At 58.4% G+C, this 16,079-nt stretch carries 12 protein-coding genes; all 12 read left to right on the top strand.

The window, feature by feature from the left end:
* Positions 1-10 precede the first annotated feature (10 nt).
* The 12 genes from AC0ZWN_RS09860 (at position 11) to AC0ZWN_RS09915 (ending at position 15,976) form a co-directional block, all read left to right on the top strand.
* Positions 11-1,531: a sigma-54 interaction domain-containing protein gene (locus AC0ZWN_RS09860; protein ID WP_476334895.1), complete on the top strand. Its 1,521-nt coding sequence runs from the start codon at positions 11-13 to the stop codon at positions 1,529-1,531.
* 93 nt (positions 1,532-1,624) lie between these two features.
* On the top strand, positions 1,625-1,765 hold the full coding sequence (locus tag AC0ZWN_RS09865) for a hypothetical protein (protein WP_003229566.1): 141 nt from the start codon (positions 1,625-1,627) through the stop codon (positions 1,763-1,765).
* Between the two features lie 18 nt (positions 1,766-1,783).
* Positions 1,784-2,980, top strand: coding sequence for a type VI secretion system-associated FHA domain protein TagH (gene tagH, locus AC0ZWN_RS09870; RefSeq protein WP_476334896.1), 1,197 nt, complete (start codon positions 1,784-1,786; stop codon positions 2,978-2,980).
* A 5-nt stretch (positions 2,981-2,985) separates the two neighbouring features.
* The gene (gene tssJ, locus AC0ZWN_RS09875) at positions 2,986-3,486 is read left to right on the top strand and encodes a type VI secretion system lipoprotein TssJ (protein WP_007920299.1); all 501 of its coding nucleotides are present in this window, start codon (positions 2,986-2,988) and stop codon (positions 3,484-3,486) included.
* A 2-nt stretch (positions 3,487-3,488) separates the two neighbouring features.
* A complete protein-coding gene (tssK, locus tag AC0ZWN_RS09880; RefSeq protein WP_007920300.1) occupies positions 3,489-4,820 on the top strand; it encodes a type VI secretion system baseplate subunit TssK in 1,332 nt (443 codons plus the stop codon).
* A gap of 5 nt (positions 4,821-4,825) precedes the next feature.
* Positions 4,826-5,701 carry a type IVB secretion system protein IcmH/DotU gene (gene icmH, locus AC0ZWN_RS09885; protein ID WP_095187890.1) on the top strand — a complete coding sequence of 292 codons (876 nt, stop codon included), beginning with the start codon at positions 4,826-4,828 and terminating at the stop codon, positions 5,699-5,701.
* Between the two features lie 13 nt (positions 5,702-5,714).
* Positions 5,715-9,254, top strand: a complete 3,540-nt coding sequence (gene tssM, locus AC0ZWN_RS09890; protein WP_476334897.1) for a type VI secretion system membrane subunit TssM — start codon at positions 5,715-5,717, stop codon at positions 9,252-9,254.
* The gene (locus AC0ZWN_RS09895) at positions 9,254-9,982 is read left to right on the top strand and encodes a PP2C family protein-serine/threonine phosphatase (protein WP_476334899.1); all 729 of its coding nucleotides are present in this window, start codon (positions 9,254-9,256) and stop codon (positions 9,980-9,982) included. The genes tssM and AC0ZWN_RS09895 overlap by 1 nt, the downstream gene beginning before the upstream one ends.
* Complete coding sequence (locus AC0ZWN_RS09900) at positions 9,979-10,980, top strand: serine/threonine-protein kinase (RefSeq protein WP_476334901.1); 1,002 nt, start codon at positions 9,979-9,981, stop codon at positions 10,978-10,980. Before AC0ZWN_RS09895 ends, AC0ZWN_RS09900 begins: the two co-directional genes overlap by 4 nt.
* A 28-nt stretch (positions 10,981-11,008) precedes the next feature.
* Positions 11,009-13,042: a type VI secretion system Vgr family protein gene (locus tag AC0ZWN_RS09905; protein WP_476334902.1), complete on the top strand. Its 2,034-nt coding sequence runs from the start codon at positions 11,009-11,011 to the stop codon at positions 13,040-13,042.
* Between the two features lie 49 nt (positions 13,043-13,091).
* Positions 13,092-15,401: a hypothetical protein gene (locus AC0ZWN_RS09910; protein WP_476334904.1), complete on the top strand. Its 2,310-nt coding sequence runs from the start codon at positions 13,092-13,094 to the stop codon at positions 15,399-15,401.
* On the top strand, positions 15,401-15,976 hold the full coding sequence (locus AC0ZWN_RS09915; protein WP_476334905.1) for a hypothetical protein: 576 nt from the start codon (positions 15,401-15,403) through the stop codon (positions 15,974-15,976). Before AC0ZWN_RS09910 ends, AC0ZWN_RS09915 begins: the two co-directional genes overlap by 1 nt.
* Positions 15,977-16,079: the final 103 nt, after the last annotated feature.

Below are 16,079 nucleotides of genomic sequence, written 5' to 3' on the forward strand. Positions count from 1 at the left end.
GGTGGGTGTGATGTTCACTCAGGTGCCGCAGCCACTGGTCTATGCCGAAGCGTTGCTGGCGCAGTTCGCCAGTCTGTCGCGGGCGGCGGACGGTGCTGCGTTGCTGGGTGACTTCGTGCGTGGGTTGGCCGAGTTGAGCGGTTGCGAATTGACGCAGCTGTATCTGCTCGACGCCACCCACACGTGTCTGGGGATGAACGCCGAATGCCTCGACGGCGCTCTGCAACCGCGTGAATCGGCGAGCCTGCCGGCGGATTACAACGGTGAACAACTGCTGCAGTTTGCCCTGTGCCAGAACCGCGTGGTGTGCCTCGACGACTTGAGCGGCAGCTTGCACGAAACCAGTTTCCTGCCGGCGGCGACCTCGCCGTGGCAGTCGCTGCTGTGCGTGCCGCTGGTCAATCAGCACAAGGCTGTCGAAGGTCTGCTGCTGTGCGCCAGCCGTCGTCGTACCAACCTGCAAGGCTTCGCCGATTCTCTCGGCCAGCTCGGCTCGTTCGTGCTGGGCCAGTTGCATTTGCTGCAACGCCTGCGTCAACCGCTGGCGGAATCGGCAACAGTGGCGCGCAGCGTGCCGAGCATCAGTGGCTATGGCTTGATCGGTAAAAGCGCGGCGATGCGCCAGACCCATTCGCTGATCAGCAAAGTCCTGCACAGCCCGTACACCGTGTTGTTGCGCGGTGAAACCGGCACCGGCAAGGAAGTCGTGGCGCGGGCGATTCACGATTGCGGCCCGCGTCGGTCTCAGGCGTTCATCGTGCAGAACTGCGCGGCGGTCCCGGAAAATCTGCTGGAAAGCGAGTTGTTCGGCTATCGCAAAGGCGCGTTCACCGGCGCCGATCGCGACCGCGCCGGCCTGTTCGATGCGGCCAATGGCGGCACGTTGTTGCTCGACGAGATCGGCGACATGCCGTTGTCGTTGCAGGCGAAGATCTTGCGCGTGTTGCAGGAAGGCGAGATTCGTCCGCTGGGCTCCAACGACACGCACAAAATCGATGTACGCATCATCGCCGCAACGCACCGCGATCTGTCGACGCTGGTCAGCGAGGGCAAATTCCGCGAGGACTTGTACTACCGCCTCGCGCAATTCCCGATCGAACTGCCGGCGCTGCGTCAGCGTGAAGGCGACATCCTCGAACTGGCCCAGCACTTCGCCGAGAAGACCTGCACGTATTTGCAGCGCGACCCGGTGCGCTGGTCGAGCGCGGCGCTGGAACACCTGTCCGGCTACAACTTCCCCGGCAACGTGCGTGAACTCAAGGCACTCGTTGAGCGCGCGGTGCTGTTGTGCGAAGGCGGCGAGTTGCTCGCCGAGCATTTCTCCCTGCGCATGGAGGCAATGCCGGAAGACAACAGCCACTTGAATTTGCGTGAACGCCTCGAGCAGGTCGAACGCACGTTATTGCTCGATTGCCTGCGCAAAAACGACGGCAACCAGACCCTCGCCGCCCGTGAACTGGGCTTGCCGCGACGCACGCTGCTGTATCGGCTCGGCCGTTTGAACATCAATCTGGGAGATTTCGATGGGTAGGCAAAACTTCATCGAAATCCCCACAAAAACCAATTTCAGCGCCGCCCGCAAGGGTCGGCGCTTTGTGCTTTGTCTACACCTGGAGACCCTCTGATGTCTGTTCGTCACTGGCACGCTGTCCTGCTGACCCTCGTCGTTCTATGCGGCCTTGGCGGCTGTAGCGGCAATTACAAATTCAACGACAACGACTATCGCCCGTTGGGTGATCCGCAAGCGGTCAATCGCGGCAAGTGACCGCAAGGAGCATCAAACATGGAATTGGTTTTCGAAATGCTGAACACCAAGCAGTTCGTGCCCACCGAGTTGTGCCAGAAGACCTTTAAACAGGCCGGCGGCGTGATCGGGCGGGGCGAGGACTGCGACTGGATCATCCCTGACCGCAAGCGTCATCTGTCCAATCACCACGCGATTGTCAGTTACCGCGAGGGCACGTTCTTCCTCACCGACACCAGCAGCAACGGTGTTCAGGACGGCGAGAGCGGTGCGCGTCTGCACAAGGGCGAACCGGTGCGCATCGAGCACGGCAGCACCTACGTGCTGGGTGATTTCGAAATTCGCGCGCGGCTGGTGCGCGACCCGGCGACCTTCGACGGTGAAGTCGGCCGTCCACGCGCTGCCGGCAGCATCATTCCCGATGACGCGTTTCTGGATCTCGATCCGCTCAATGCTCTCGAACAGCAAGAGCGTGTGTACTCGGAAATCGACGAACTGCTGGCGCCGAACACCAAGCCTGAGGATTCCCGTCAACGCGCCGACTACGCGCGCATCGACATGGAAAGCCTGATGGTGCCGGAGCTGATTGCAGCCCCCGTCGAACCTGAGCCCGCTCCGGCACCGAAAGCCGTTGAGCGTCAAAGCGAAGGTTTCTGGGATCATTTCGGTGCGGCGCTGGGTGTCGACGTCAAAGGCCTCAGCCACGACGAACGCGAAGCCCTGGCGTTGAACGCGGCGCGCTTGCTGCGCCAAAGCATCGGCGGTTTGCAGCAGAGCCTGCGCACCCGTTCGGAGCTGAAAAACGAACTGCGTCTGGCCCAGACCACCGTGCAAGGCACCAACAAGAATCCGCTGAAATTCGCCGTCGATCCGAGCGAAGCGCTGCAGATTCTGTTGCAGCCAAGCAAGCCCGGCCATCTGCCGGCCGAGCAAGCGGTCTCCCGTGCGTTCCGCGATCTGCAGGCGCATCAAGTTGCACTGCTGACCGCCAGCCGCGCCGCCGTACGCGGCACCCTGGAGCACTTCTCGCCGGAGCAACTGACCCTGCGTTTCGAGCGCGACAACAAGCCGTTGATCGCGACATCGGGCGGGCGCTGGAGAGCGTTCGGCCGCTATCACCAGGCGCTGCGTCAGGACGATGACTGGAGCGAGCGTCTGCTGGCCCGCGACTTCGCTCAGGCCTACGAAGAACAGATCCGCCTGATCTCCACCCTCCACACCGACCACCAAGGATGATGCGCATGTCTCGCCGCTCGACCGCTTTTTTCAAGACGCTGACTGCGCTCACCGTGCTGGTGCTGCTCGCCGGTTGCTCGTCGCTGTCGCCGTACTCGAAAGTGACCAAGATCAACCTGAAGCTGACCGGCAGCGATCAGCTCAACCCGGATCTCAACGGTCGGCCGTCGCCGATCGTCGTGCGCCTGTTCGAACTCAAGCACCCGGTGACCTTCGAGAACGCTGATTTCTTCAGCCTTTACGAACGCGCCAAGGAATCCCTCAACCCGGATCTGGTGGCCAGCGAAGAACTCGAATTGCGCCCGGGTGAAACCGTGGAGATGAAGCTCAAGGTGGAAGAGGGCAGCCTTTATGTGGGCGTCCTCGCCGCTTACCGCGACTTGCCGGACACCCAATGGCGCCACACCGTTCAGATCACTCCGCTGGAAGTCACCGAAGTCGATCTGACTCTGGACCAGACCGGCATCCGTAACACCAATCAAGTGCTCGCCAAGGCGGATGACTGATCATGAATACCCATAAAGTCATTTGGCAGGAAGGCATGCTGCTGCGGCCGCAGCACTTCCAGCACAACGATCGTTATTACGATCACCAGATGAAAACCCGCACGCAATTGCTGGGTGGCTACACCTGGGGTTTCCTCAATCTGGAGATCGACCTGCAGTTCCTCAACATGGGCAAACTGGTGATCAGTGAAGCCTCGGGGATTCTGCCGGACGGCAGCCTGTTCGAACTCGGTGGCAACACCGAGCCGCTGGCGCTGGACGTACCGCCGAACACCGGCAACACACCGATCTACCTGGCGCTGCCGCTGGTCACCGGTAACCACATCGAGTCGCGCCGTCCGGAGCAATCCGATGTGCTCGCGCGTTACACCGCGTACGACGCCGAAGTCGCTGATTCCAACGCCGGCGACGATTCCGCCAGCCAGGTCAGCTGCGGTCGCCCGGACTTCAAACTGTTGCTCGGCGAGCAGCAGAGCGATCAGGCCTACGTCAAGCTGAAGATCTGCGACGTGCTCGACACCACGCCGGACGGCGTGATCAGCCTCGACCCGGATTTCGTGCCGACCTACATTCAGGCCCACGCCTCCAGCTATCTGCTGTCGTGCCTGAAAGAAGTCATCAGCATGCTCAACCACCGTGGCGACACGATTGCCGAGCGCATCCGCTCCAACGGCAAGGTCGGCGGTGCCGAAGTCGGCGACTTCATGATGCTGCAACTGATCAACCGTACCGAACTGCTGCTGCGCCACTACCTCGGCCTGGAGCAGGTGCACCCGGAAGAGTTGTACCGCACGCTGCTGACCATGCTCGGCGATCTGGCGACCTTCTCCGGCGAAAGCAAACGCCCGCGTCTGGACAGCCGCTATTCCCACGCTGACCAGGGTGGGAGCTTCCGCAAACTGATGGAAGCGATTCGTCAGGTGCTGTCGATGGTGCTCGAACAGCACGCCATCGAACTGATCCTGCAAGCGCGTCAGTACGGCATCATCGTCTCGCCGTTGCACGACCACAAACTGCTCGGCTCGGCGTCGTTCGTGCTGGCAGCGAGTGCCAACTGCGACTCCGAAGAACTGCGCCATCGCTTGCCGGCGCACCTCAAGGTCGGCCCGGTGGAGCGTATCCGCCAACTGGTCAACCTGCACTTGCCGGGGATCAAGGTCAAACCGTTGCCGGTAGCACCGCGGCAGATCGCGTTCCACTCGAACAAAACCTATTTCATCCTCGAACTCAGTTCCGAAGACCTGGCACAACTCGAGCGCTCCGGCGGTTTCGCGTTCCATGTGTCCGGCGAATTCGCCGAGCTTGAACTGAAATTCTGGGCCATCAGGAACTGACCGACATGATCAAGGAAACGGATTACAACCAGGACGACAAAACCGTCCTGCTCGATCGTCAAGGCCACGGACCGGCAGCCAGTCCGCTGACCGACTTCGCCGCGCCGCCGCGTTTCGAGCAACTGGAAGAACGCATGATCTACGCCGCGCGCCTGCGCCCGGCAGAAGCGTTCAACATCAGCCTCAATTCGCTGGTCGCTGCTTCGTCCGAACTGCTTTCGGAAGTGGTGCGCCTCAAGCACAGCGAAACCCGCGAAGATTTGTACGCGCTCAACGAGCGCCTGACCGCCGGGCTCAAGCTGTTTGAAGTACGCGCCCTGCACAACGGTGCCGAAAGCAGCCAGGTGATGGCCGCGCGTTACGTGCTCTGCACTGTGGTCGACGAAGCTGTCGTGACCACACCGTGGGGCAACGAAAGCGAATGGTCGCAGATGAGTCTGCTGAGCAGCTTCCACAACGAGACCTTCGGTGGCGAGAAGTTCTTCCAGTTGCTCGATCGCCTGTCGAAAAACCCGGTCAAGCACTTGCCGATGCTCGAGCTGATGTACCTGTGCCTGTCCCTCGGTTTCGAGGGCAAGTACCGCGTGCAGGCACGCGGCATGCTCGAACTTGAAGGCATCCGCGATGCTCTGTATCGGCAGATCCGTCAGTTGCGTGGCGACGTGCCGCGCGAGTTGTCGCCGCACTGGGAAGGCTTGAACGATCAGCGTCGCAACCTGGTGCGCATCGTGCCGGCGTGGATGGTGGTGTTGTTCACTTTCGTCTGTCTGGTGGTGATGTATTCAGGCTTCGCCTGGGTCTTGGGCGAGCAGCGCGACACCGTTCTGCAACCATATCAGCCGCTTGATCCGGCCGCGGTGCAACCGCAGTCGCAGCCGTAAACAGGGACGTGTGATGAAAAAGTTTTTCAAGAAAGTCGGCGCCTTCCTGCGCCAGACCTGGGTCTGGACCTTGCTGCTGGTGCTGTTCGTGGCGCTGCTGGTGTGGTTCGTCGGCCCGTTGTTGGCGGTTGATGACTACAAGTTCTGGGAGAGTGCGACCGCGCGCTTGCTGACCATTGCCGTGCTGTTCCTGATCTGGGGCCTGACCATGGTCTTCGTCAGCTGGCGCGCGGGTATCCGCAAGAAAGCCGAGGAAGAAAGCGAGGACGGCCAGGACCGCATTCGCCGCGAAGAGCTGATCGACGAAGAACAGAAGGAGTTGAAGGCGCGCTTCAAAGACGCGCTGAAAACCCTGAAGACTTCCAGCTTGTATCGCGGCCGCAGCGAGCGCTGGCGCAGTGACTTGCCGTGGTACCTGCTGATCGGTCCGCAGGCCTCCGGCAAGACCAGCCTGCTGGACTTTTCCGGTCTGGAATTCCCGATCAACAAGATCGACCGCAAGCTGACCCGCGACACCCTCGGCACCCGTCATTGCGACTGGTACTTCGCCGATCACGGTGTGCTGATCGACACCGCCGGGCGCTACATGACCCAGCCTGACGCGGAAGTCGACGGCAGCGCCTGGACCACCTTGCTGGAACTGCTGCGCAAGCGCCGTCGCGGGCGTCCGTTGAACGGCGTGCTGGTGACCATTCCGGTGGAAACCCTGCTTGGCGGCAGTGAGCAGGACATCGATACCCTCGCACGCCAGGTTCGCGGCCGTCTGCAAGACGTGCATCAGAAACTGCACGTCGACGTGCCGGTGTACCTGGTCCTGAGCAAGGCTGACAAGCTGCTCGGCTTCGACGAGTTCTTCGATCAACTGACTCGCGAAGAAAGCGATCAAGTGCTCGGCACCAGTTTCCGCAAGGATCAGGTCGGCACCGACGTCGCTGTGCTGCGCAACGAGTTCGAAGAACTGCTGCGTCGCCTCAACAGCCAAGTGATCATGCGCATGCACTCCGAGCGCGATACCCAGCGCCGTGGCCGCATCCTCGACTTCCCGCATCAATTGGGGCAGATCGGCGAGCGCCTGTGCCTGTTCGTCGACATGGCGTTCACTGGCAACCGTTATCAGCGTGCCACGCAACTGCGTGGTTTCTACCTGACCAGCGCGCCGCACCTGACCCAAGAGATGGATGCCACCACCGCCGGCATCGGCGCCAGTCTCGGCATGAGCGCCGGCGTGCTGCCGACCCTGCGCAGCGGCCGTTCGCGTTTCATCCATCACTTGTTCAGCCAAGTGATTTTCCCCGAAGCCGATCTGGCCGGTCTGGACAAGCGCGAACGCAGCCGCATCCATTGGGGCCAGCGTGCGCTGTACGTCGGCGCACTCGCTTCGCTGGCGCTGTTCGGCATGCTCTGGGCCGGTGGTTTCTCGGCCAACTACGAGCGCCTGGAAAACCTGCGCAATCTGGCGCAGAACTGGACGCAGCAGCGCACGGCTTTGTCGCCGCGTGATGACGCCATGGGCGTACTGAAAACCCTCGACACCAGCTACGCCGCGACCCAGGTCTTCCCGAAAAAAGGTGACGTGTCGTATCACGAGCGCGGCGGTCTGTATCAGGGTGAAGACGTCAATCCAGTGGTCAAAGAGGCTTACGAGCGCGAGCTTGAAAAGCAACTGCTGCCACGGGTGGCGACCATGCTCGAAGGGCAGATCCGCGCCAATATGAAGGACCGCGACCGCCTGCTCAACAGCCTGCGTGCGTACCTGATGTTGAACATGAAGGATCGTCGCGATGCCGCGTGGCTCAAGGACTGGGTCGCTACTGACTGGTCGACGCGCTATACCGGCAACACCGCCGTACAGAACGGTTTGAGTGCGCACCTCGATCGCCTGCTGAAGCAGCCGTTTATCTACCCGCTGAACGACCAATTGGTCACTCAGGCGCGTCAGGTATTGCGTAGCGAATCGCTGGCCACGGTGGTTTACCGCATGCTCCGCGAGCAGGCGCGCAACCTGCCGGACTATCGCTTCAGCCAACACCTCGGTCCACAAGGCTCGCTGTTTATCGGCACCGAATACGTGATCCCGGGTTTCTACACGCAAACCGGTTATCAGCAGTATTTCTCGGTGCAGGGTTCGGCGCTGGTCACCGACATCCTGCGTGACAACTGGGTACTGGGCGAAGGCGCAGGCATCAGCGACATGGACTTGCGTCGCCTGATGGTCGAGCTGGAGCAGCTGTACTTCCGCGACTACGCCAACTACTGGAGCGAAGCCGTTGGCCAGGTTGCCCTGCCGCCGATCAGCGATGCCGGTGAAGGCGCCGAGCAACTGGCGGGCCTGACCTCGGCCAACTCGCCGGTGCTGGCATTGCTCACTGAAGTGCGTGAGAACACCCGCTTCCAGGCCGCTGCAGACCCTGTCGAAGAAGCTGGCGACGCTGCTGATGCGCTGGCTGGGCAGAAAGGCAAACTGGGTAAGGTTGGCAAACTTGCCGCCGCCGCCGCGGACAAGGCTTCGGCCCTGAACGTGGCGAAGACCCTGCCGGACACCGCGAAGAAGTCGCTGCAACGCCGCTTCGAACCGCTGCATCGCTTGCTCGATGACAACAACGGCCCGGCGGCGGACCTGACGCCTGCGCTGAGCGCGCTCAACGACCTGCAACTGCAACTCGCCGGTCTGGCCCGTTCCAGCACACCTGAACAAGCCGCGTTCGAAATGGCGAAAACCCGCATGAGCGGCCAGCGTGATGCGCTGACCAACCTGCGCAATGCCTCCGGTCGTTTGCCGCGTCCGCTCAGCGTGTGGTTCAACGTGCTGGCCGAAGACTCGTGGCGTCTGGTGCTTAACGATGCTTACCAATACCTGAACGGTCGTTATCAAAACGAGCTGTACAGCGTGTATGGCAAAACCATCAGCAAGCGTTATCCGTTCAGCGCCAGCAGCACCAGCGACGTAGCGATCAGCGATTTCCGTGAGTTCTTCCGCGCTCAAGGCACCGTCGACCGCTTCTTCGACAGCTACCTGCGTCCGTTCGTCAGCGGCGATCCGGGCAACTACCGCATGCGCAGCGTCGACGGTCACAGCTTGCCGGTATCGAAGATGTACCTGGACCAGATGGCAGCGGCGCTGACGATTCGTCAGAGCTTCTTCTCGATCAACCCGGCCGAGCCGACCGTGCAGTTCAAGCTTGAGCCGTACACCCTCGACCCGGCGGTCAGCCGTTCCGAGTTCAAGTTCGGCGACAAGACCATGGAATACCGCCACGGTCCGATCCTGCCAATGTCGTTCAAATGGCCGACCGATGCTGAAGACGGTCGTACCAGTCTGGTCATGGACAAAATGGCCGGGCGCCCGATCGGCATCGAGAAGAACTCCGGCCCATGGTCGCTGTTCCGCCTGTTCGACCTGATGCAGACCGAGTACCTGACCGGTCGCGACGTACTGGTGCTGAAAGCCGACGTAGGTGGCCTGCGCGCCAACTACCTGCTGACCAGCCAGCGCACGCCAAACCCGTTCGACATGGGCGTACTGCGCACCTTCCGTATGCCGGTGCAGCTCTGATGCTGGTGGCCAGTGCCTGGCGCAGCGCGGCGCGTACCGACCCGGGCAAGGTGCGGGCGCGCAACGAAGATGCCTTCCTCGACTCGCCACAGCAGGGGCTGTGGGTGGTCGCGGACGGCATGGGCGGTCATCAGGGTGGCGACATCGCCAGTCAGTTGATCGTCGCCAGCCTGGCTGAACTGCCGCAACACGAGGACTTCGACGAACGCCTCAAAGCCATCCGCCAGTGCCTGCACTGGTTGAACCGGCGTTTGGGGCAGGAGTTGACGGTCACCGCCGGGCGTCACGACAGCATCATGGGCAGCACCGTCGTCGCGCTGCTGGTGGAAGGCAATCGCGCAGCCTGCATCTGGGCCGGCGACAGCCGTTGCTACATGTGGCGTGGGCAGCGGTTGTATCAGCTGTCCAAGGATCATTCGCTGCAACAGCAATTGATCGACGAACAGCAAATGAGCGTCGAACAAGCGGCGGCACACCCGGCGGCTCAGGCGTTGACCCGAGCCGTCGGCGCCGCCGAACAACTGACCCTGGATGTCCTCGAACTCGAGGTTTATCCGGGCGATGCATTTTTGCTCTGCAGCGATGGTTTGTATCAGGGCCTGAGCAGCGATGCCCTCGGCAACGCCCTCAGCCTCAGCGCGCCGCAGGTGGCGCTGGAACGTTTGTTCGACGGCGCCCTGCGTGGCGCCGCGCGTGACAACCTGACAGCCGTGGTGATCCGCCAATGACTGAAATCGAATCCTCAGTCGATGAATTGCTGATGAGCGAAGAACAGGCCAACAACCTGACCTACTTCGCCTTCGCCAAGGAAAACAAGGCAGAGCCTTTGCTGGCGCCAACCAAGGCCAGCATCGGTGCACTGCCGGATGTACTCGCCGGTCGCTACCACCTCGAGCGTCTGCTCGGGGCCGGTGGCATGGGCGCCGTTTACCGGGCAAGGGATCTGCTGCACGAACAGTTCGGCGATCCCGATCCTTACCTTGCGCTGAAAATCCTCAGCGAAGAATTTGCCGAATCGCCGGACGCCAGTGCCTTGCTCTACAGCGAGTTCGCCCTGACCCGACGCCTGCGCCACGACAACGTCGTGCGTGCGCACACTTTTGAAGTCGACACCGACTGCCAGCGGGCCTTCATCACCATGGAATACATGCGTGGCCTGACCCTGGACAAATTGCTCTGCGAGCGGCCCCTCGGCCTGCCGTGGCAAGAACTGCGCGACATCGTCCTGCCGCTGCTCGACACGCTGGCCTACGCCCACGGTCGCGGCGTGCTGCACGGTGACATGAAACCGAGCAACGTCATGCTCAGCGAAGACGGCTTGCGCCTCTTTGACTTCGGCCTCGGTCAGGCAGAGGAGGGTGTGATGCCCGGCCTGCCGCATCTGAGTCGCGAACGCTTCAACGCCTGGACCCCGGGCTACGCCGCCCCCGAACTGCTTGAGGGCCAACCGTTGTCGGCCAGCGCGGACGTGTACGGCGTGGCCTGCGTGATCTACGAACTGGCGGGCGGCAAACACCCGTTCCGCCGCTTGCCCTCGACTCAGGCGCGCGATGAGCACCTGGAGCGCGAACTGCAAGCCCCGGCGAACTTACCGAAACACGGCTGGCCAGCGCTGCGAACCGCGCTGAGCTTCGACCCGGCAGAACGCACCATCACTGCCCAACAATTGCGTGACGCCTTGGGCGCCACTTCGTCCTGGCTGCAACGTCTGCGACTTCGGGCGTAACGGATGACATTCGAACAGGGAGCACTTTATGTTCAACCCAGCTAACGAAACCCACTTCAGCCTCAAGGTCGAAGACTACGTCGGCGACCTGCAAGTGCTGTCGTTCACCGGCACCGAAGGCATCAGCCAGCCGTTTCGTTTCGACCTCGAACTGGTCAGCGAAAACCCTGATCTGGACCTTGAGCAACTGCTGCACAAGCAGGCGTTTCTCGCATTCGATCCACAAGGCTCGGGCATCCACGGCCAGATCTATCGCGTCGCCCAAGGCGATGCCGGCAAGCGCCTGACTCGCTACAAAGTGTCGATGGTGCCGCAACTCCAATACCTGCATCACCGCACCAACCAGCGCATCTACCAGCAGATGTCGGCGCCGAAAATCATCGCGCTGATCCTTGAAGAGCACGGCATCAAAGGTAACGCCTACAGTTTCCAGCTGAGTCAGCCGTGCCCGGATCGCGACTACTGCGTGCAATACGACGAAACCGACCTGCACTTCGTCCAGCGCCTGTGCGAAGAGGAAGGCATTCACTACCACTTCCAGCACAGCGAAAAGGCCCACCTGCTGGTGTTCGGCGACGACCAGACCGTGTTCCCCGACCTCGGCCAGCCAACCGCGTACGTGCAGGGCAGCGGCATGGTCGCCGAAGAACCGGTGATCAAAGGCTTCAAACTGCGCCTGGAAACCCGCACCAGCCGCACCACGCGCCGCGACTACGACTTCGAAAAACCGCGCCTGCAAATGGAAGCGGCGTACAAACCCGAAGGCGAGAGCACTGAGCCAGATCTGGAAGACTACGACTACCCCGGCCGCTTCATCGACCGCGCGCGCGGTAAGTTCCTCAGCCAGCGCGCCCTCGAACGCCACCGCGCCGACTACCGTCAGGCCGAAGGTCGCGGCGACCAGACCAAACTGGTCAGCGGCCACTTCATGGCCATGTCCGACCACCCGCGCAGCGAGTGGAACGACCTGTGGCTGCTCACCGAACTCTTCCACGAAGGCAAACAACCGCAAGTCCTCGAAGAAGGCGTGACCAGCGACACCACCGACAACAAAGACGACTTCCACCAAGGCTACCGCAACACCTTCCTCGCCACCCCGTGGGACGTGTTCTACCGCCCGGCCCTCGAACACCCGAAACCGCGCGTACTCGGCAGCCAGACCGCCATGGTCACCGGCCCCAAAGGCGAAGAGATCCACTGCGACCAATACGGCCGCATCAAGGTGCAATTCCACTGGGACCGCGAAGGCCTCGCCGACGACAAAACCAGCTGCTGGCTGCGCGTCTCCAGTTCCTGGGCCGGCGACCGGTACGGCGCCATCAGCATCCCGCGCATCGGCATGGAAGTCCTCGTCACCTTTCTCGAAGGCGACCCCGACCAGCCCCTCGTCACCGGCTGCCTGTACCACAAGGAAAACCCGGTGCCTTACGCCTTGCCGGCGAACAAGACTCGCAGTGTGTTCAAAACGCTTAGCTCGCCGGGTGGCGGTGGGTACAACGAACTGCGCATTGAAGACAAGAAAGGTGCCGAGCAGATCTACATTCATGCGCAGCGGGATTGGGATGAGAACGTTGAGCATGACCAGAAGATTCGGGTCGGGAATGAACGTCACGATACGGTGGTTAAGAACACCTACACCGAGCTGAAGGCTGAAGAACACCGCACCACGATCTCCGACCGCAAGGTTGAAGCGAAGCTGGATGATCACCTGACGATTGGGCAGAACCAGCATGTGAAGTTGGGGACTGCGCAGCTGACGAGTGTGGGGAAAGAGATTCACCTTAAGGCAGGGGACAAGATCGTTATTGAGGCGGGGACGGAGCTGACCATTCTTGGGGGTGGGAGCTTTATCAAGCTCGATGGCGGTGGGGTGACGGTGGTTGGGCCGGTGATCAAGATCAATGCGGGTGGTTCTGCGGGATCGGGGACTGGCATTGGGATTAAACCGCCGGTGCTGCCGGGTGCGGCGGATAAGGATAAGGCGGGGAGTTTGATGGATCAGGCGATTGCGAACGCGCCAGAAGAGCCGAAACCTAAAACAAAGTACCTGTTATCGCTGTGACGTCAGCGCTCAATGGATTTGAAGAATTTATTAAATATGGATCACACCTATGTTGATTAGCCCTCCATTTCTTCCAGCTCCGACGGCCGGAGAGACTGACGAAGCGTATTTGAATCGAGCAATGCTGTGTGGAGAGCCGGGTGATGGCTTTTTCCCGATCAGCTTTGATTTGAATTGGCACGGGGGGACTCACCTAAAAGCGCCCCCTTTGGCTGGAAAAGTACTTCCGGTCCGGGCCATTGCTGACGGAAAGCTAGCCTATTTCCGTCAACCAACTCCGGTAGATACTGCCGACGATGCGCCTTTGAACTATGGCGGATGGACAGATAACGGCTGTATTGTCCTGCGACATGAAACAGAAATTGGCGAAGGTGAAAGTTCGAAGGTCGTTTTTTATTCAATTTACATGCATCTTTCGAAAATATCGTTGGTAAATCCAAAAGTTGATATGCGGGTTTATCGGAAAGATATTATTGGTGAGTCAGGAAAAATCTATGGCGTGCCAAACAAGATTCATTTTGAGATCATTGCGGATGATACTCAGATACCACATCTGTTCGGTCGAACTGAACGTGAGCTTATGTATCAAACCAAAGCTGGTCGCACAGATAGCTGCTGGGGCGATATGCATTTTTATTTACCGCCAGAAGTAATAGGCTATTCGCAGCCCGCAGCTAATTGGACTGATCAGAATAGTGCAGGCGATTGTCTGGCTCGGCCACCAGAAGACTTATTCGTACGTATGCATTACGAAAAAGGGCAATGCGTTTTGAGTACTTACACGCTTGAGGGTAAGTGTATTGGTGAACATAAAGAGAGCGAAGGCTTCGAATACGACCTGTTTGAAATTGCTGGCTCTCGTTACCCTGCTTGCCCAAGCGCAGGTTATGAAATGCTGCGATTCGGTCGAGTACTAGGTCCCGATTCCCTTACTCCAACCAATGCGGCACATTGGAGACAGGTAGCACTACCAACAGGGGTGGCTTGGTTCAACTTAAACGCTAGCACTGTAACCTGTTTCAGCGACGCGGATTTTCCGCATTGGCTAGGTTGGATATTAATTGATGACGATACCGATGAAGACAGCCACTGTCAGTCGCCCTATCTAAGAGCATTGTTGAAGCTAGATGAGGATCCGCTATTTCCCCCATCTCGTAGTATTGTGGAAATTTCCAAGTCGCCAGATTTTAAACATGCACCAGCAAAGCCAGAAGAAGAGCACGTTTATAGTAAGAGTTTTAGGATTAAAAAGCACAACCAAGAAATAATTCAAAAGGAAGAGTCTCGAAAACAATTGGAAAAATGCATTTTTAAGTTTCCAAGCGAGTGGGGGCGTGAAAATTTTGATACTCGATATGGCTGGCTTTTGAGCGACTCCGAGCTAGGGCCAGCGATGCCTAAAATTGATTACAATCAGTTAAAGGAGCATCAAAAGGCGATGGCCTTCTGGGAGGATGCAGGCCTGAAGGATATTAAGGCAAAGCACTGGCACTTCCCTCCAAAGGAATTTATTCATGTGTTTAGGAAATGCGGTTGGTTGAGTGGTGAGGAACTAACTCAATTGCTTCCGACTAGCGCTCTGCGGATAAAGGATTCAAACTTGGTTTCAGAAGGCGTTACGTTGAGTGCAGTAGCGCAACAAAATATTGGGGATCTGAAACGTCCTTTAAATAAGGCTTTGCAGAAGTTTTTGGTTGCCAATAGTACATTGCGGATGGCTGCTTTTTTTGGGAATGCCACTCAAGAAACCCAATGGCTAGGGAAAATGCATGAAAATAATAGTAGCGCGAAATATTTTCCTTGGGATGGTCGTGGGTTACTGCAGTTAACATGGCCTGGAAACTATGTAAAGTATTGGAAGTTCCGTGGTCGCAAAGTGCCCTCTCCATTAGTAAGCGCGCTTACAGCCGCGCATAAGTCTGCGGATAACACCGGTAGTAACAGCCACCTTGCTGATAGTCAGCTGACGCCCAAAGGGCTGACTGCAGAAATGATTCGTTGGCGTGACGATGTAGAAAAGAAACCAGTTGATGCTACCAACAGTGCGGGAGCTTATTGGGCTTGGACGCAGGCAGCCAAATTGGCTGATAAAAGTCCTGTGATGGAACGAGTTGTTAGAGAATCCGGCGGGAAACAATTTGTGTACTATAGTTGTGAGGTTTTTGGACAGGTTGCCGCAACTGTGAATTTTGGTAGTCCGGTTCATGATGTAACTAAAATCAACAAAGTAAACGGAATAATTGCCCGCAACCAAGCGTATACCAACGCTTTGGTGGTTTTAACTGAGCAGATGAACTTTCCAGACGCTAGTGGAAAAATTAGTGAGCTCCCAGATCCGTTTAAGGCGAGGAGACAGTGATGAAGGTTTGGTTGATTGTTTTGGTTCTTTCATTTTCGTCGATCTCGTTCGCTAATGAAGCAAATGTGAAGTCGTCGGTCATATTTGCAGATCTCAATGTGTGCAAATTTAAAATGAATAATTTGTACGGAGGTGATTATGAGGTGGATAAGGAAGAAGTGCCTGCGCTCTTATTTTATTCGAAAGTTATTAAGCCTAATTCTAGGCGGCCGATAAAAGTCGATTTGAAATTTCGATGTGTGGATCCCGCCGATGCCCAAACTTTTGCTAACTTTTCGGGTGGGAAAATGACTGACAAAGGATGGGTCATGAGTTTGGATCCAGATGTTGCGGCTGACACGTCCATGCATAATACTTTTTATGTATTAAAAGGGAAGAACTGGGAAGGTCCAGCGATATCTCAGGACGTTACAAATGGTGAAGAGGAGGACCGAACGCGTGGGTTTGGATTCTGCATCCCCCATGGATCTGCTGCACTTTGTGGAGGTGGAAATGTGGCCTACTTGAATGATCTAAATGGCTCTGCGTTGAAGGAGGTCATTAAGATGGTTGAAACTATTGAGTTTGTTGAGTGAGGATCTAAGGTAGAGGAAGGATTTGTTTGCAGTTGAATTTGATAGGAAAGAATTTCGGAAATGGGGACAGACCACGGTTTTAGTAATTGCCCGAAAAATTTGG

It is taken from the genome of Pseudomonas sp. 3B-A001-10F (assembly GCF_056313565.1).